The 16,879-nt window shown below is 54.2% G+C and carries 17 protein-coding genes; 9 read left to right on the top strand and 8 right to left on the bottom strand.

All coding sequences use genetic code 11. The features are described from left to right. The first annotated feature begins 2 nt into the window (after positions 1–2). Positions 3–1,016 carry a permease gene (locus tag B5F80_RS08615; protein WP_087478424.1) on the top strand — a complete coding sequence of 338 codons (1,014 nt, stop codon included), beginning with the start codon at positions 3–5 and terminating at the stop codon, positions 1,014–1,016. Positions 1,017–1,018: 2 nt separating this feature from the next. Continuing rightward, positions 1,019–1,366, top strand: coding sequence for a thioredoxin family protein (locus B5F80_RS08620; protein ID WP_087478425.1), 348 nt, complete (start codon positions 1,019–1,021; stop codon positions 1,364–1,366). A gap of 213 nt (positions 1,367–1,579) precedes the next feature. Here the strand turns inward: B5F80_RS08620 and B5F80_RS08625 are convergent, their stop codons facing one another. The 7 genes from B5F80_RS08625 to B5F80_RS08655 all read right to left on the bottom strand — a co-directional run bounded on the left by B5F80_RS08625 (position 1,580) and on the right by B5F80_RS08655 (position 7,873). Beyond that, positions 1,580–2,512, bottom strand: coding sequence for an AEC family transporter (locus B5F80_RS08625; protein WP_087478426.1), 933 nt, complete (start codon positions 2,510–2,512; stop codon positions 1,580–1,582). A 198-nt stretch (positions 2,513–2,710) separates the two neighbouring features. After that, a complete protein-coding gene (locus tag B5F80_RS08630; protein ID WP_087478427.1) occupies positions 2,711–3,142 on the bottom strand; it encodes an OmpH family outer membrane protein in 432 nt (143 codons plus the stop codon). A gap of 118 nt (positions 3,143–3,260) precedes the next feature. Next, positions 3,261–3,656, bottom strand: coding sequence for a spore germination protein GerW family protein (locus B5F80_RS08635; RefSeq protein WP_087478428.1), 396 nt, complete (start codon positions 3,654–3,656; stop codon positions 3,261–3,263). Beyond that, complete coding sequence (locus B5F80_RS08640) at positions 3,613–4,368, bottom strand: hypothetical protein (protein WP_087478429.1); 756 nt, start codon at positions 4,366–4,368, stop codon at positions 3,613–3,615. The genes B5F80_RS08635 and B5F80_RS08640 overlap by 44 nt, the downstream gene beginning before the upstream one ends. Positions 4,369–4,448: 80 nt before the next feature. Next, positions 4,449–5,555 carry an NADH:flavin oxidoreductase gene (locus B5F80_RS08645; RefSeq protein ID WP_087478430.1) on the bottom strand — a complete coding sequence of 369 codons (1,107 nt, stop codon included), beginning with the start codon at positions 5,553–5,555 and terminating at the stop codon, positions 4,449–4,451. Positions 5,556–5,773: 218 nt separating this feature from the next. After that, on the bottom strand, positions 5,774–6,439 hold the full coding sequence (locus tag B5F80_RS08650) for an HD domain-containing protein (protein WP_087478431.1): 666 nt from the start codon (positions 6,437–6,439) through the stop codon (positions 5,774–5,776). Between the two features lie 69 nt (positions 6,440–6,508). Next, a complete protein-coding gene (locus B5F80_RS08655; RefSeq protein WP_087478432.1) occupies positions 6,509–7,873 on the bottom strand; it encodes a PhoH family protein in 1,365 nt (454 codons plus the stop codon). A gap of 238 nt (positions 7,874–8,111) precedes the next feature. Between B5F80_RS08655 and B5F80_RS08660 the strand changes: the two genes are divergently transcribed. The 4 genes from B5F80_RS08660 (at position 8,112) to B5F80_RS11370 (ending at position 12,719) form a co-directional block, all read left to right on the top strand. Then, the gene (locus B5F80_RS08660) at positions 8,112–9,395 is read left to right on the top strand and encodes an adenylosuccinate synthase (RefSeq protein ID WP_087478433.1); all 1,284 of its coding nucleotides are present in this window, start codon (positions 8,112–8,114) and stop codon (positions 9,393–9,395) included. A 277-nt stretch (positions 9,396–9,672) separates the two neighbouring features. Next, positions 9,673–10,962: a hypothetical protein gene (locus tag B5F80_RS08665; protein WP_087478434.1), complete on the top strand. Its 1,290-nt coding sequence runs from the start codon at positions 9,673–9,675 to the stop codon at positions 10,960–10,962. A 257-nt stretch (positions 10,963–11,219) separates the two neighbouring features. Continuing rightward, positions 11,220–12,260, top strand: coding sequence for a hypothetical protein (locus B5F80_RS08675; protein WP_087478436.1), 1,041 nt, complete (start codon positions 11,220–11,222; stop codon positions 12,258–12,260). 276 nt (positions 12,261–12,536) lie between these two features. Then, complete coding sequence (locus B5F80_RS11370) at positions 12,537–12,719, top strand: hypothetical protein (RefSeq protein ID WP_204246378.1); 183 nt, start codon at positions 12,537–12,539, stop codon at positions 12,717–12,719. A gap of 119 nt (positions 12,720–12,838) precedes the next feature. Here the strand turns inward: B5F80_RS11370 and B5F80_RS08680 are convergent, their stop codons facing one another. Next, positions 12,839–13,495 carry a hypothetical protein gene (locus B5F80_RS08680; protein WP_087478437.1) on the bottom strand — a complete coding sequence of 219 codons (657 nt, stop codon included), beginning with the start codon at positions 13,493–13,495 and terminating at the stop codon, positions 12,839–12,841. 192 nt (positions 13,496–13,687) lie between these two features. Between B5F80_RS08680 and B5F80_RS08685 the strand changes: the two genes are divergently transcribed. From B5F80_RS08685 to B5F80_RS08695, 3 genes are all read left to right on the top strand, one after another. Next, positions 13,688–15,031 carry an ATP-binding protein gene (locus tag B5F80_RS08685; RefSeq protein ID WP_087478438.1) on the top strand — a complete coding sequence of 448 codons (1,344 nt, stop codon included), beginning with the start codon at positions 13,688–13,690 and terminating at the stop codon, positions 15,029–15,031. Between the two features lie 125 nt (positions 15,032–15,156). Then, entirely contained in the window at positions 15,157–15,933 is a 777-nt protein-coding gene (locus B5F80_RS08690; RefSeq protein ID WP_087478439.1) for a ParA family protein, read from the top strand. Then, entirely contained in the window at positions 15,923–16,837 is a 915-nt protein-coding gene (locus B5F80_RS08695) for a ParB/RepB/Spo0J family partition protein (protein ID WP_239386336.1), read from the top strand. The genes B5F80_RS08690 and B5F80_RS08695 overlap by 11 nt, the downstream gene beginning before the upstream one ends. Positions 16,838–16,879 lie beyond the last annotated feature (42 nt).

A 16,879-nucleotide genomic window follows, 5' to 3' on the forward strand; every position in this document is an offset into this window, starting at 1 on the left:
ACATGCATATCTGGGAATTTATTCAATATCAGCTGCTCGGCATGAAATGGCTTGAGCACCTGGTCGGGACGGGGCTATCGTCGCTCGGCCTGGACCTGAACGGACGTATAGGAGGCAGTATCCATTTTTTTGTATATGACGCATTGAAAATCACGCTGTTGCTTTGCCTGTTGATTTTTATGATTTCGTACGTTCAAAGCTACTTTCCGCCAGAACGGAGCAAACGCATTTTAAGTCGTTTTCATGGATTTTCAGCCCATATCCTTTCGGCCCTGCTGGGAACCGTCACTCCCTTTTGCTCCTGCTCGTCGATTCCCTTGTTTATCGGCTTTACAAGGGCAGGACTGCCGCTGGGCGTCACATTTTCCTTTTTAATTTCCTCTCCCATGGTCGATTTAGGAAGCTTGGTGCTGCTCATGAGTATTTTCGGCGCCCAGGTAGCCATTATCTATGTGGCCCTCGGTCTTGTCATTGCCGTCACCGGCGGCGCTATTATCGGACAGCTGGGTATGGAAAAACATGTAGAACCTTTTGTCCGCGCAGCGGACAGCGCCGATATAGATGAGCCGGTTCCGACAAGGCGAGAACGTCTGACGTACGCAAAGGAGCAAACGCTGGACACGTTCAAAAAGGTCTTTCCGTATATTCTGGCAGGCGTCGGCATCGGCGCAGTCATTCACAACTGGATTCCTGAAAGCTGGATAGAAACAGCTCTTGGCAGGGACAACCCCTTTGGCGTTCTTGCGGCAACGATTGTGGGCATTCCTATGTATGCCGATATTTTCGGGACCATCCCTGTAGCGGAGGCCTTATTTGCCAAAGGCGCGCAGCTTGGAACGGTCCTGTCCTTCATGATGGCCGTTACGACCTTATCCCTGCCTTCACTCATTATGCTCCGCAAGGCCGTTAAGCCGGCGCTGTTGGCCCTGTTTATCGGCGTTTGCGCAGCCGGTATTATCCTCGTCGGCTGCGTATTTAACGCATTTCAATATATGTTGATAAAAGGAGTGTGGTAAGTATGAATTTATTTAACAAGAAAAAAGAAACCTCAAAAAACGACGGTAGCGAAGCCAGCTGCTTGCCGAAAATCGGAGGGCAAGGCACCGGCGGATCTGTCCGAATCAAAATATTAGGCTCGGGCTGCGCTAAGTGCCATGCACTGGAAAAATCTGTCCGCGCCGCTTTGGAAGAACTGCACCTGGAGGCGGCAATCGACGACGTGACGGATTTTTCACAAATTGCCGCCTACGGCGTCATGACTACTCCTGCCCTCGTCGTAGACAACGTCGTCGTATCGTATGGGAAGGTATTAAAAACAGAAGAAGCCAAAGGGCTTATTGCGGCGGCCCGAAAAAAATCGGAATAACATTTAAAGGCAGCGTGTCATGGATTTCTGGCAGGCTGCCTTTTATCTCTATAAAGTATAGTTTCCCCATATGCAAACCAGCAGGGAGTCAATCCCTGCCGGTTTGCTGTTTTTTACCTTCTTATCTTGTCAGTAAAGCGTTTTTAGCTGTCAGCGTGCGCGGATGACACGAAGCCGTACATAAATCTGTATTTCGTCTAAAGGAAGGGCCTATTACAATACGTTGAATATCAAATAGGCTACGACGGTCATCGTGCCCAGGCAGGCTACCGTCGTCAGGAGGACCATGCTCAGGGCGTAGTCGCCGTGATTGCGGTTGGACTGAGCAAACATGGCCACGGCGGCCATCGTCGGCAGGGCCGCGATGAGCGTCGCCGCCTGGACCATTTCCAGATCGCCGCACAGGCTGCGGGCGATGAGGAAGAAGCCGACGGGAAAGAGCAGCATTTTCGTCGCAATGCCTGCGTACAGGTCCTTCGTCTTGGCTCCGACGCTCCAGTCCGTATAGTAGATGAGGCCGCCCAGATACAGGAGCGACAAGGGCGTCGCTGCTCGCCCGACTGTCAGCAGGGATGTTTCCAGCACGTTGGGAAGGCCTATGTCGGCCAGGATCAGGACGATAGCCAAGACGATGGCGCATAAGGCCGGATTAAAAAATTTTTTCAGCGAAAAGGCGGCCTTTTTTTCGCCCGGCGTCGTGAGGTACATGCCGTAGGTCCACAAGACGAGCTGGTCGATAATGCTGAACAAGGCGATGTACAGGCCGCCCCGTTCGGGGAAGGCTGCCGACAATAAGGGGATGCCGAGAAAGCCTACGTTGCCGTAAATCATCGTGGCCTGGTAAATGCGGCTGCGGTTGCCCCGGTGGCCCAGGAGACGAGCTACGACGGCCTGCAGGACGATGAGGCCGCCGTATATGCCGGCCGACAGCAGGATCATGGCGTAGCAGTCGAACAGAACCTGCCGCGTCGTGCCGTTCATGGCGTTGGCGAAGATGAGGATGGGCAGCAGGATGCCGATGATGACCTTGGACAATACGTCCAGCGAGGCCTGGGCCAGAATCCCCCGGCGGGCGGCAATGTATCCGCAGACCATCATGACGAGGAATTGGAACAGCTGGTTCGAAATGATATAGAATAAATCCATAGTATACCTACCTTTTTATACAGAATACAGGCTGAATATAAATTAGTATAATACGTCGGCTGCAAAGTATCTATACCGAGGCGAGGGTATCCGCCTGCCCGGCAATCGGCAGGGATTTTGCTGGATTTGCCGGGGCCTATGGGGCATAGATAAAAAAATACTCCCTGAGCGGGAGTATTTTTACTGGAGTAGGTTTCCTTATTTTTTCAGGATATTGACGACTTCCTGCGTTTCGTCTGTCGCGTTTTCGAAGCCGGCGATGATGGAGCCCTGAACGACGATGGCGTCTAAGCCCTTGTTCTTGCGGACCTGGTCGACGGCCTGTACGACGTCTTTTTCCATGGGAACGACCAGTTTATTTTCCAATTCGGCGATGTTCTGGTTCAGCTGTCTTGCCAGATCGCGTTTTTCCTGGTCCGTCTTCATGTTGGCAGCTTTTTTCGTAAATTCTGCGTCGGCTTTTTTGATGGCTTCCTGCATCTGAGCGCTGACTTTCGGATAATCTTTATGAGAAGAAATCAAGGTATCGAAGTTGACGTAACCGACGCCGGCCGCAAAGGCGGACGTAGCGGCCACTACGCTCATCATACCGATTACTGCGAGAGAAGCTATCTGCTTTTTCAATTTCATTCTAACAATCCTCCTGCGTTGAATAGATTTAACTTTATTTCGTTTTTTTATTATATCAGACTCATTGAAAAACTACAACGGGCCCCGCAAAACTGAGACAATTTTGTAACCTCAGGGATTACTTTTCTTCCTTCGGGCCCGCCGGTTCCTCGTCTTCGTCTTTGATGTAAATATATTTATCCTTTTTCATCTTGTCGATGATTTCCGGAGCCATGGCGATGAGCTTTTCAAAGGCCGAGGCCTGATAGCCGTCCTTTTTGATGGAAAACATTTCCACCCTGTCGCCCTTGATGACCAATACGGCCGCCGGTTCCAGCTTCGCGCCGCCGCCTCCGCCGGCGCGGCTGCCCTGACCGTCTGTTGAGCCGGAGCCGAAGCCGAAGGTGACGTCGACGAAGGGAATGATCGTCGCGCCGCCGATTTGGACGGCCTGTCCTACGACGGTTTCTACCTTGATCATTTCCCTGAAATTATTGAAGATCGTTTCCAGATTGTTTTTTATCGTGTTGTCCATGATGCTCTCCCCTTTTCGATGCATGCCAGCCGGCGATGAGACGGCGAACGGGACGGGACGCTATAAAGAGCGCCGAATACCACAGCAGCGCCGCCGGATACAGGGTCCCGCTGCCGCGTATCGTGCTGTCGTACCGTTCTTCCAGGTAGTCGAAGCGCAGGCCGCCGATGGCCTCTGGGACGACGGCGTACAGCGCGCCGGCAAGGATACCCGTTTCGTGAGGCTGCCCCAGTCCGACGACGCCGCGGATGTCCAGCGAGCGGACCCGCGAATGATGCAGGATGCGTCCCAGCCAGCAGAAGAAGGCTGCGGCGAAGTCCCTGTTGAAGACCAGGGGCTTCCAATGAAAGCCTGCCGTCTTCGGCGCGCCGCTGTCGTCTTCCTGTTTCAGCGATTCATAGGTCACGGCGCCGGCTGTCTCCGCCTGCTGCCGGACGGCCTCGGCGGCCTGGTCAGCCCCTTTTTTCGCTGTATCTTCCGATAGGTCCGGCGGCGGTCCGGCCTGCCGCTTCCAGCCTATGTATACCGACGAAACGGGCCGCTGACCCCAGGTATAATCCCAGGTGCCGGCCAGGGCCCGTCCGAACCAGCCGGCCCGGATACAGAGGCGGAACGGCCGGCCCGTGCGGATACTGACATGATAGGTAAAGGGTATGAACAGCACGGCCGCCGCGCATAATACGGCGGCTGCCGTTATGACGACGATGCCCATACGCGCTGCCCTCCCTTTCAGGCGGAAATTCCCGCCTGTACATAGTATTCGAGGCTAAGGGGGCAAAATCCTTTTATCGGTCAGGCCTTTTCTTGTTTATTGAAAATGCAGTCCACGTCTTCGGCGCCGAAGCAGCGGGAGCAGGAAATGCACGCCGAAGGCTCCGTGCTGCCTTCCCGCCACAGCTTGGGCAGGTCGGGCTGGCGCAGGAGGGGCCGGGACAGGGAGACGAAGGCGATGTCCGTATTTGCCAGGCAGCTTTCGATTTCGCCGACCTGGCGGAAGCCGCCGATGACGCCGACATCGGTCCGGCCCTTTAATTTCGCCGCAGCCTTTTCAGCGTAAGGGACGAAATACATGGGCTCCTTCGTGCGGCGGATAGCCCGGATGGGGCCCTTGCGCGGCAGGGACGACATGTTGCCGCCGCTCACTTCGATGGCGCTGACCTTGGCGTCGGCCAGCCATTCCATGACCTGCAGGCTTTCGTCGAAGGTCATGCCCCCCTCTTTCATGAAGTCTTCGCTGTTGATCTTTACCCATACGGGGTATTCCGGGCCGACGTGTTTGCGGATCGAGGCGATGCATTCCAAGAGGAAGCGGGCCCGGTTTTCCAGGCTGCCGCCGTATTCGTCTTCGCGGCGGTTGAAATAGGGCGATAAGAACTTGCTGGCCAAATAGCCGTGGGCGCTGTGGAACTGCACGCCGTCGAAGCCGGCTTCCTTGGCCCGCAGGGCAGCGCGGCCGGCGTCTTCTGTGAGGCGGGCGATTTCGTCCGTCGTCAGGGCGTGGGATTCCTGTTCGATTTTGCCTAATTTCTCCGTGACGCCGCTGGGGCTGACGATGATGCGCCCTTCCCCTTCGGGCATCATGATGGACGAGCCCATGACGACGATCTGGGCGACGATCTTGCCGCCGCGGCCGTGGACGCGCCGTACCATGTCCGCCAGCGGGGCGACGCAGCTGTCGTCGTCGATGCGGATTTGGCGGTGCTGCCGCGGTTCCAGCGTGCTGACGGCCATCATTCCCGTAATCATGACGCCGACGCCGCCGTCGGCGAGGCGTTCGTACATCTGAGCTAATTTATCCGTAGGGTATCCCTGGGCGTCGGCCATCCCTTCAAAGGTAGCCGAGCGGACGATGGGACACGCCGCGTCAATACCGCCGATACGGCATCTATCAAATAACATGGGCAATCTCTCCTTGGTAATCAAAAAAGGTTTTAAGTTTTATTCATCATTATAAACTAAATCTCCGCAAAAATCTAATCTTTTTCTATGTGTGAATAATATGTATTGCGAATTGTCATGATGAATTGAGGCGATGTGACTACCTTGGAGGGGATTGGATGGGATAAAGGCGTGAAAAAGCCTCCGGCATAGAGGGTCGGAGGCGGCGTATGGTCAGGTCAGCAGATCTTGTTGCCGTTGGCCGTCATTTTAAAGCGCAGGCCCAGCCGTTCGGCGGCGCGCTTGCACATGAGCATGCGCTGCAGGAAGATTTCAAAATAGTCCATCATGGAGCAGATCGTTTCATCCAGCTCGATTTCCAGGGTAATGACTTTCTTGGACGGGTCTATTTTCAGCTTGGACGAAATGGCGGCGTAGTTGACCTGGTCGTGCTTGTCGAAGGTTTCCCGGACCTGATTGCGGACGCGGTTGCGGCGCACGTCGGTCTTGTCGGCCAGGATCAGGGCCGCCGATACGGGGTCTACGGCCGTGCCGCTGCCCTCGTCGTGCTGGCCGATGGCCGTGATGATGACGGCGATGTCCTCAGGCGGCGCGCCCCAATGGCGGAGGAACTGGAAGGCCATGAGGGCTCCCGTGTGGGCGTGGTCGACGCGGTTGATGCAGTTGCCCAGGTCGTGCATGTAGCCGGCGATGCGGGCCAGCTCGACGGTGTGCTCGTCGTAGCCGAGCTTTTTCAGGATTTTGCCGGCCGTGACGGCGACCTTGGCGGCGTGGCGGCGCGAATGCTCCGTGTAGCCCAGGACGCCGAGCACTTCGTTGCCCTGTTCGAGGTAGATGTTCAGTTCTTTGGCGTTCATTACGTTTTCATAGGTGAATTTTTTCATAGTCGTGCTGTGCAGGGAAGGCCTTGGCTCCGCCTGTGCGGCGCGCCTTCCCTTATCCTTTCCTTATATTTACAGGCGCTGAACGGCGTCTAAGGCCAGTTCGGAGCGCTCGCATTCGTCGGCCGTCATGGTGATCTGAAAGCACAGGGGGCTGCCCTTCATCTTTTCCGAGGCGTAGCTCAGGCCGTTGGTCCGCTCGTCCAAAAAGGGCTTGTCGATCTGGTTCGGGTCGCCCAGCAGGATGATCTTCGTCCCCTTGCCGGCCCGGGTGATGATGCTCTTGGCCTGGTTGGGCGTCATGTTCTGGGCCTCGTCGATGATGAGGTAGGTCTTGACGAAGGAGCGGCCGCGGATGAAATTGAGGGCCTCTGTCTGGATGACGTGGCGGTCGAAGAGCTCGTCGATTTTGTCCTTCAGCTCCAATTCGTTTTCATAGCGCTCTTCCTCGCTGGCGTCGATGAGCTGCTCCAGGTTGTCGATGATGGGCCGCATGAGGGGTGATATTTTTTCCTGCTCGTCGCCGGGCAGAAAGCCGATGTCCGAGTCGAACTGGGCGTTGGGACGGCAGACGAGGATGCGCCGGTACTCGCCGGTCGGGCGGTTGACGATTTTCTCCAGTCCGACAGCCAGGGCGTAGAAGGTCTTGGCCGTGCCGGCCTGGCCCTTGACGATGACCAGGGGCGCTTCGTCGGCCGGCTTCATGAGGGCTTCCTGGAGGAAATACTGGCCCGAGTTGCGGGGCTTGACGCCGTAGGGCTGGCTCTTTTTGTATTCCAGGGGGACGATCTTTTTGCCCTTGACCCGGCCTAAGTGGGTTTTGCGCAGGGACTGGTCGGCCTTTAAGATGACGAACTGGTTTTCCGTCAGGTCCGGGCGGCTCGTGTTCCCTTCGGCGTCGGACAGGTAGACGTCCTTCGTCGGGACGCCCTTCTTTTTGAAATCCTTGAACTTGTCCTCCGGCACGTAGCACTGGAGGCGGCCCGTGTACTGATCCTCCTCGGGGATGACCTGCTCGGTGCTGAAATCTTCGGCTTCGATGCCGAGGATCTGGGCCTTCAGGCGCAGGACGAGATCCTTGGTGACGAGGATAGGCCCTTCTTCCTTCAGGCCTTGGCAGACCTTGAGGATGCGGTTGTCCGCCTTGTCGTCGGGCAAGGCCGCCGGCAGCTCGACATCGGAGCAGTTGGCCTCGACGCGCAGCGTCCCTCCTGTGGGCAAGGCCACGCCGCCCAGCAGGTCGCCCTGGAGGCGCAGCTTTTCCAAAAAGCGGATAGCCCGCCGGGCGTTGGCTCCCCGCTCGCCGTCGGCCTTTTTCAGGCCGTCCAGCTCTTCCAGGACGACCAGCGGAAGGACGAGGCGGTTCTCTTCAAAGCATTGAAGGGCGTACGGCGCCTGGATGAGTACGTTCGTGTCGATTACGTATGTTTTTGCCATGAAAATCCCTGCCTTTATTCTGTTTTACTGCAATTTTTTCCATGTATACCCTATCATAGCAAGGTAATTTCGGGGTTTTCTACCGCAATACTGTAAAAACTATGCAAAAAATGGAAGCCATGCCAAATTCTCCCGGCCTTTTGTATATATTTTTCGCAAGAGAATAGGAATTCAGCCCGTTTTCGTGTATAATATAAGTGTTTGTTAATTTGAAAGTTAGTGAAGGGATGTTGAATATATGGCTACAGCAATGGTAATAGGCACCCAGTGGGGTGATGAAGGTAAAGGTAAAATCGTAGATTATTTGGCGCAGAAAGCGGACGTTGTCATCCGTTCCCAAGGCGGCAACAACGCAGGCCATACGGTCGTCGTCGACGATAAATCCTTTGCGCTCCGTCTTTTGCCGTCGGGCATCTTGTTTGCCGATAAGACCTGCATCATCGGCAGCGGCGTCGTCGTCAATCCGGCCGTCCTCCTGGAAGAAATCGAAGGCATGACGTCCAAGGGCGTGCAGATCAGCAAGCTGGAAATCTCCACGCGGGCCCACGTCATCATGCCTTACCATATCCGCATCGATGAAGAAGACGAAAAGCTCAAGGGCGACGCCAAGATCGGCACGACGAAAAACGGCATCGGTCCCTGCTATGCAGATAAAGTAAACCGCGTCGGCATCCGCATCGGCGACTTGATGGACGAAAAGGTCTTCGCCGAAAAGCTGCGCGTCAACTTGGAATTGAAGAACCGCTTATTTGAGAAATACTACGGCTGCGAAGGCTTCGATTACGATACGATGCTCAAGGAATATTTGGGCTACGCCGACCAGATCCGCCAGTACGTCAAGGATACGAACTACTCGGCCAACCTGTACGTCAAGGAAGGCAAGAAGGTCCTCTTTGAAGGCGCCCAGGCGGCCATGCTCGACCTCGACCACGGCACGTATCCCTTCGTCACCAGCTCCAACCCGACGGCCGGCGGCGCCTGCACCGGCTCCGGCGTCGGCCCCCGCCGCATGGAAAACATCGTCGGCGTCGTCAAAGCCTACACGACCCGCGTCGGCGCAGGCCCCTTCCCGGCGGAACAGAACAACGAAATCGGCGAATACCTCCGCAACACGGGCCATGAATTCGGCACCGTTACGGGCCGTCCCCGCCGCTGCGGCTGGCTCGATACGGCTGTCGTCAAATACGCGGCTATGCTGAACAGCCTCGACTACCTGGCTATCACCCGTCTGGATATCCTCGACGACCTCGACACGATCAAGATCTGCACGGGCTACAAATACCAGGGCGAGCTGCTCAAAGAATACCCGGCCAGCCTTGACGTATTGGAACAGGTCGAACCGGTATACGAAGAAATGCCCGGCTGGAAATGCCACATTTCGGACTGCAAGACCTATGAAGAACTGCCTGAAGCGGCCCGCAAGTACGTGGAACGCATCAGCGAACTGACGGAAGTGCCCCTGGGCATCGTCTCCGTCGGTCCGAACCGCAGCCAGACCATCATCTTGCACGACATCTTCTAAGAGATTTTTGGATTTTCACCATAACAATACAACATGAGGAAAAGCCGGCCTATATGGGGGCCGGCTTTTTCCTTTGTCTGGCGCGGCATAGAAAATTTTTTTGTCCCATGATACAATAATTTTACTTAACTTCTTGCCAGTTTTACACTGGTTGAACAGATATTTATATTGCCCGTATAAATACCGGGCATATCTGCTGCACCGTATATATAATGCTGATGCTCTATCAAACCCAAAGGGGCTGTTTGCCAGGCCGGGAGAAATGGAGGTGAGTAGTTTGAATATTGGCACTATCCGGAATGAGACGAATTTAGAAGCCGTATTTTATCATGACAAGTGTGATGCCTATGATTATTTGATTTCCATTGCCTGCGGTGCTGCCGCAGGGCTGGTAGATATTTTTTTAGTGGGATCACCGGCTGATAGTAAACTTCTGCATTGGACAGATGCACAGGTCGATAAGACGGTAATGTTGTTTGCGAAAACCTGCGGCTGGTCGCCGAGGGAGGGAAAAGAAAATAGCGCTGCCAGCGCGATTGGGTTTTTAGAAAAGAAGTTTCCCGTAAACTATGATCAGCGTCATTCTGGAGATGTAGGCGGACTATTTCCGATGTCTGCAAAGAATCATCACATGAAGTCGTTAGCCCACTCTCCAGATATTATTGGATTGTTTTTCTCTGTTTTAAATCAGTTTACCTCCACGTCCTCTTTTCTGCATAATGGACAGCTAATTACCATTCAGACTGAGACGTATGAGCTGCAGGGGCATGATTTTATATCAAAGCTCTTTTGCGGTACAGCAAATTGGTTTGGTCACATTATGTCTGATGTGGCTGGCAGTTCTGGTGCCGTTGGCCGAGGAAGCGGCGTGGTTATTCCCTTTTATGAATTGTTCCAATTATGTGATTTCGGCAGCTTTCCAGTCGGTCAACACCGCAATACATTGGCGACAGTGGCTACTAAGGTATTTCAAGAAGGCTATGATGCAAGATTTGGTCTTACCATGGCTATTCCTGTGGTTCTCTGTGATTTGTCCATAAAGCTGATTTGGGCAATCAAACGGTATTTCTATTATAAGCGGCCGCTGCGTGAGTGCATCCCCTCTAAGAGACATGACGATCTCAGAATCATGCTTATTATTGGAAACGGCATGTTGTGCCTAATGGACGGAGCAGATGCGGCCATTCGGTCTGGAGGTAATTGTGTCAATTTCTTTCTGCGATTAAATATCGTGGCATGGTATCGCCTGCTTTTTCTAGTATTTAGAGAGGTTTGCATCCGCTTGGGAATTAGTTTCCCGCTGCAGAAACAGCTGGACGCCTATATCAGAATCAACGAGGCGTTGGCTTTGTATTTGGAGCAGCTTGAGGAACTGGATGCTGAGCTGTTCAGGAAGGAAACGGAGCAATATAACCAGCTGCTTGTTATGATGGAAGCGGCTGATACTGAAGACGATCTGAACATCTTGCTGAGAAACGAATACAAGTCGCTTGGTTTAGCGTTGCCGTACAGCGGAGATTTTGATGACTTTATGAATGATGCTTCTTCTTCATTGGAGTTTACGTGATGTTTGTATGCGATGCATGTGGTCAGTGCTGCAGAAACCTGCACCGATCCCCGATTTACAGGGCGCTGCATAATGGCGATGGTGTTTGCAGATTTCTGAGGGGAAATATGTGCTCCATATACGAAACAAGACCTCTTATATGCCGGGTAGATGAGAGTTACGAGGCTTTTTTCAAGGAGCAAATGAGCTATGAAGCATATATACAGCTCAATTATGCATGTTGTAAATTATTAAAATCAGAAGCGGAGGGATAAGGTATGCCATTACCACTTTGGTTAATTCCATTAGCCGTAAAAGGTGCGGCAGTGGTTGCTGGTGCTGCCGGAGCAGCTGCAGCTGCGCATGGTGTCAAGAAAATGAAGGACGCAAATGACACTATGGAGTCTGCTAAAAATCAGCACGAAAAAAACATGAAAAAATTCGAGAAAGAGAACGAGATTACTGCTGAGGCTATGGATGCGCTTGGGAAGTTGGAGCTGGAAATTCTCCATAGCTTCAGCGAGTTTTCCGATGTATTTGAGCAGATTAAGAATCGGCCGGTTTTCGGCGCTTATTCGAAGAATGGCGTCAAGCTTCCGAAGTACGATGGAGAGAAAATCAAGGAAGTTTCTGTGGGCGCAGGTGTTTTGCTTGGAGGCCTTGGCGGCGCTGGATTAGGCGCCGCAGGCGGCTTTGCTGCTGCCGGGGCGACTACGGCGGCTGTGATGGCTTTAGGGACGGCCTCTACGGGGACGGCCATTGCATCGCTGAGCGGGGCTGCTGCAACCAATGCTACGCTGGCCTTGCTGGGCGGGGGGACTCTCGCCGCTGGCGGCGGCGGAATGGCCGCTGGTGCCGCAGCCTTAAGCGCGGCTACGCTGGGCGTTGGCTTGCTGGTTGGAGGGATTATTTTCAGCTTTACAGGCAGCCAATTATCAGATAAAGCCGATAAAGCCTGGGAACAGATGAAAAAAGCTGAGGAGAAAATCAACGCCATTTGCATGTATTTGGCGGACATACGTACGACTTCGAATGCATATTACGACACGCTGGCAAGGGTAAACGATATTTATCAGGGACACCTTGACGACCTGAAGAGAATAGTTGTGGTTCTTGGCCATAGGGATTGGAAGACGTTTACTCCAGAAGAAAAGATAATTACCGAGAATACCGTTCTTCTTGTAGGCTTACTTTATAGTATGTGTAAAGTTGAACTGGTTATTAAAAGTGATGATGAAAACGATATTAATACAATCAATAAGACAGCCGTAGAACAGTCTATCCAAAAGGCAAATCGTGTGCTGGAAGATACGTTTTGAAGGTAGTCCCGGAAGAATGGAACCCGAAGGGGTTCATCATAGAGGCTGCTCTATTTTCTCCGTATCCTCAGCCTAAGGGAGCGTGATGCAGGAACCAGCATGGTATCGTGCGACCTGTGAGGCGAAGCGGCCCGGACAGTGAAATGTCCGGGCCGTTTTGTACGTCTGGCGGCGCACGTTTTTCAGGGGCCAGCGCGCTTATCATCTGCCATTTTAAGCGTCTTGGCTTTAACTGGGGAGAGAACGGATGCTTTCAATGGGTGGTTCTATTACGGAATGCGTATGCACATAGGGACCCCATGCAACCAATCTGGAGCTAAGGGGCCGCGCGTACAGCTGTCAGAAGTGCTGGCAGACCGGTGCTGCAGGCTGGAAGGTGCCGTCAAGGGACTGGCTTCCGATACCTGCAGCGGCCATACATACGGCCATGACAAAAAGACTGATAAACTGCAGCTGTGAGCCGCTGTTTATCAGTCTGAGCATGTCGAACTATTAAAAGCTTCGTATACGGGCGCCGTGCCGTGAGAGAGGTTGACTGCTCTCTGCCCTTCCTCTGACGATATGCTGCCGCAGATACGTCAGCAGCTGCCGCAGCATCCCGACATGGAGCAGCTCGAGCAGGAGCCGCCGCAGCCTTCTTCCGTCGGGACGAGGCCGAACAGGGCCGTCAGGGTTTTGCGGGGGCTGAGCATGCCGCCGGCCGTGACGGCCAGGCCGATTTGCCCGCCTCCTGCGGCGTTGGCCAAGTCCATTTGCTGGCCGATGGGCCAGTCGGCCGTGCCGGGGCTGACGCGCCAGAGGATTTTATATCCCTTGGGTTCGCAGATTTCGTTGATGTGATGGGTCAGCTGGTCCAGGAGCTGTCCCGTGGCGACGGCTGCCGCCGAGTCGAGGACGATGCCGCCGGCGACGTCCTGGTTGAGGAAGCGCTTGTCGATTTCTTCTTCTACAGCCGGGCCGATGGTGACGGCGGCCATGAGAAGGATGCGCGCCTGTTCCAAATACGGGACGATTTGCTCGCTTTTCAGCTTAAAGGGGGCGCTGCAGAGGATATGATGGGACGCGGCGTCGTAGTATCCCTGCTGGAAGACGCCCTTCGGCGCGGCCAGGCGCAGGGCCGTGGTGCAGGCTTCGCTGACGACGGCGTCGTCTGCATCCCCTTGTCCCCGCTGGGCGGCGTATTCTCTCACTTGCTCCATGTTGATGGAGGGTATGGTACCTTCGTATACTGGCATGATGGTTCCCTTTCTTTCGTGTAGTGTAGTCGTCTTCTGAACGATGTGTGACGATGGTCTTATTATACCATAAAAATTTGAGGCTGCTGATAATTTTGTGATGGGCCTTGTCATTTTCATGGCCAGTAATATACAATAAAAATGTGATATAACAACACTAAATACCGTATAAAAGTGTGATGAGGTGGGCCTATGGAACGATTGATATTGAATACACTGCTGAAATGGAAGAATTCCCCCTATCGCAAGCCGTTGATTTTGAAAGGCGTGCGCCAGGTCGGCAAGACCTGGATTCTGAAGGAATTCGGAAAACGCTGTTATGAAAACACGGCGTATTTCAACTTTGATGAACATGAAGAATATAAGCAGTTTTTTGAAACGACAAAGGATATAGACCGGATTTTGCAGAATCTGATGCTGGCAAGCGGCCAAAAGATCGTGCCGGAACAAACCCTGATCATTTTTGACGAGGTGCAGGACTGCCCCAAGGTCATGAACTCCATGAAGTATTTCTGTGAAAATGCGCCGCAGTATCACGTGGCCTGCGCCGGCTCCCTCTTGGGCATCGCTTTGGCAAAGCCCTCTTCGTTCCCCGTAGGCAAGGTCAACTTCATGCAGATTGACCCCATGACCTTTACGGAGTTCCTGCTGGCCAATGGGGATGAAAACCTGGCAGCATATCTGGAAACGGTGAATACCCTGGAGCCCATTCCCGACGCCTTTTTTAATCCTTTATACGAAAAGCTGAAAATGTATTATGTGACCGGCGGCATGCCCGAACCTGTCAAGATGTGGACTGAGGCGCGGGATGTGGAGGCCATGCAGGAGGCGTTGTCCGATATTCTGGGGGCCTATGAGCGAGACTTTGCCAAGCACCCCAACGTCAGCGAGTTTCCCAAGATTTCGATGATCTGGAAATCGATCCCGTCCCAGCTGGCGAGGGAAAATAAAAAGTTTCTCTATAAAGTAGTCAAAGAAGGGGCAAGAGCCCGCGAATATGAGGACGCCCTGCAGTGGCTGGTCGATGCCCGCCTGGTGCATAAGATTTACCGCAGTACCGCGCCGGGCCTGCCCGTGTCTGCTTACGATGATCTTTCAGCGTTTAAGATTTACCTGGCAGACGTGGGGCTGCTCCGCCGGCTGGCTCAGCTGGCGCCGACGGCCTTTGGCGAGGGAAATCGCTTGTTTACCGAGTTCAAGGGAGCGCTGACGGAGAACTTCGTACTGCAGACCTTGCTTACGCAATTTGAAGTCGTTCCGCGGTACTGGAGCCAGAACAATCCGCCTTACGAAGTAGATTTCTTAGTTCAGCGGGAGAACGACATATTTCCAATCGAAGTCAAATCCGAGGCAAACACAGCCAGCAAGAGCTTAAAGAAATTCAAGGAATTGTTCCCAAAGCAGGTGAAGCTCCGCGTCCGGTTTTCGCTGGATAATTTGAAGCTGGACGACGATATGCTGAACATTCCCCTGTTTATGGCCGACCAAACGGACCGGCTGATTGGGTTAGCGATGGAACAACGGAACCATACGTAAATCATTCTGCAACTTTACGTTATCATACCTCGCTGACCACTGGCTACGAGACATTGACTATGCTATACTATAATATAGACTTTAAAATGAAGTTGACTTTATATACAGGGAATGAGGTGGGTGTGTTGGCGCATATCATCGCCATAACGAACCAGAAAGGCGGTGTCGGCAAGACGACGACGGCCGTCAATGTAAGCGCTTGTCTGGCCGAAAGCGGCAAGAGGACGCTCCTCGTCGATTTGGACCCGCAGGGCAACGCGACAAGCGGCTTGGGCGTCGACAAGGCGAGCTTGGAAACGAATCTGTACGACTGCCTGATCGAAGGAAGGCCGATGGGAGACGTCGTGCAGCCGACAATGATAAAGAAATTATCCCTCGTACCGGCCACGATGGACGTCGCCGGCGCGGCGGTGGAGCTGGTCACGATGGAAGACCGCGAGTATATTTTGAAGAAGGCCTTGCAGGCTTACCTGGGGCAGGTGAAGAAGTCCTACGACTACGTCGTCATCGACTGCCCTCCTTCGCTGGGGCTGCTGACGCTCAACGCCCTGGCGGCGGCTGATTTCGTCCTCATTCCCGTGCAGTGCGAATTTTACGCGCTGGAAGGGCTGGCCCAGCTCATGCAGACCGTGGACATGGTGCGGGACAATCTGAATTCCCGCCTGCAGCTCCTGGGACTGCTCATGACGATGTACGACGGCCGGACGAATTTGTCCATCCAGGTGACGGAGGAAGTGAAGAAATACTTCAGCGGCAAGGTGTTCCACACGATTATTCCGCGCAACGTCCGCCTAGGCGAAGCGCCGAGCCACGGCGAGCCCATTACGATATACGATCCCCATTCGCGGGGCGCCGAGGTGTATACGAAATTAGCGAAAGAGGTGATACGCCGTGTCGGCTAAGAAGATGGGACTGGGCAAGAACCAGCCCTTAGGCCGGGGCCTGCAGGCCCTGGGGCTGAAGGAGCATCCGGAGCCTCACGACGGCGCAGCCCTGGAAATCGACATCGACTTGATTTCCCCAAACCCGAAGCAGCCCCGCCGGGCCTTTTCCGACGAGGCGCTCCAGTCGCTGGCCGAGTCCATTCGGCAGTACGGCCTGATCCAGCCCGTCGTCGTCCAGAAAAAGGGCGGCGCCTACGAGCTGATTGCCGGCGAGCGGCGGCTGCGGGCGGCGAAGCTCTGCGGTTTGACGAAGATTCCCGCCGTCGTGCGGGACTGCGCGCCTCAGGCGTCGGCAGAGCTGGCCCTCATTGAAAATTTGCAGCGGGAAGATTTGGACCCTGTAGAAGAAGCGTCGGCGTACCGCGCCCTGATTCAGGAATTCGGCCTGACCCAGGAGCAGGCGGCGGAAAAGGTCGGCCGGAGCCGGGTCCACGTGTCCAATATGATGCGCCTTCTCCAGCTGCCGGAGGAAATCCAGCAGTATTTAATCGACGGCGTCCTGTCTATCGGACAGGCCCGCCCCCTGCTGCAGCTGAAGGCCCGGCAGGCCCAGCTGGAAGCGGCGGCCCGCATCATCGACCAGGAGCTGTCGGCCCGTCAGGTCGAAGCCATGGTCCGGGCCATGCTCCGGGAAGAGCCGCCGAAGGACGCGCCGGAGCCCGACGCCTATCTGGAATCCATGCAGGACCGGATGAAGATGCATTTGGGTACCAATGTAGCCATCCGTCTGGGCCGGAACAAGAAGAAGGGGAAAATCGAGATTTCCTTTGCCTCAGAAGAAGAATTTGAACGATTGCTGGCTATTTTGACTGATGAGCCGGAAGACGGGGATTCCTTCTCCCCTTCCTCTTTCCGCGTGTGATCGGCAAAAACAGGCCTGTTTACGAAAGTCATTGACCTGTCA

Source organism: Megasphaera sp. An286, assembly GCF_002163455.1.
GTDB lineage: Bacteria > Bacillota > Negativicutes > Veillonellales > Megasphaeraceae > Megasphaera > Megasphaera stantonii.

Coding starts and splice junctions, on each gene's coding strand:
- B5F80_RS08615 (WP_087478424.1), top strand. CDS start 3: ATGCATATCTGGGAATTTATTCAATATCAGCTGCTCGGCATGAAATGG.
- B5F80_RS08620 (WP_087478425.1), top strand. CDS start 1,019: ATGAATTTATTTAACAAGAAAAAAGAAACCTCAAAAAACGACGGTAGC.
- B5F80_RS08625 (WP_087478426.1), bottom strand. CDS start 2,512: ATGGATTTATTCTATATCATTTCGAACCAGCTGTTCCAATTCCTCGTC.
- B5F80_RS08630 (WP_087478427.1), bottom strand. CDS start 3,142: ATGAAATTGAAAAAGCAGATAGCTTCTCTCGCAGTAATCGGTATGATG.
- B5F80_RS08635 (WP_087478428.1), bottom strand. CDS start 3,656: ATGGACAACACGATAAAAAACAATCTGGAAACGATCTTCAATAATTTC.
- B5F80_RS08640 (WP_087478429.1), bottom strand. CDS start 4,368: ATGGGCATCGTCGTCATAACGGCAGCCGCCGTATTATGCGCGGCGGCC.
- B5F80_RS08645 (WP_087478430.1), bottom strand. CDS start 5,555: ATGTTATTTGATAGATGCCGTATCGGCGGTATTGACGCGGCGTGTCCC.
- B5F80_RS08650 (WP_087478431.1), bottom strand. CDS start 6,439: ATGAAAAAATTCACCTATGAAAACGTAATGAACGCCAAAGAACTGAAC.
- B5F80_RS08655 (WP_087478432.1), bottom strand. CDS start 7,873: ATGGCAAAAACATACGTAATCGACACGAACGTACTCATCCAGGCGCCG.
- B5F80_RS08660 (WP_087478433.1), top strand. CDS start 8,112: ATGGCTACAGCAATGGTAATAGGCACCCAGTGGGGTGATGAAGGTAAA.
- B5F80_RS08675 (WP_087478436.1), top strand. CDS start 11,220: ATGCCATTACCACTTTGGTTAATTCCATTAGCCGTAAAAGGTGCGGCA.
- B5F80_RS11370 (WP_204246378.1), top strand. CDS start 12,537: ATGCGTATGCACATAGGGACCCCATGCAACCAATCTGGAGCTAAGGGG.
- B5F80_RS08680 (WP_087478437.1), bottom strand. CDS start 13,495: ATGCCAGTATACGAAGGTACCATACCCTCCATCAACATGGAGCAAGTG.
- B5F80_RS08685 (WP_087478438.1), top strand. CDS start 13,688: ATGGAACGATTGATATTGAATACACTGCTGAAATGGAAGAATTCCCCC.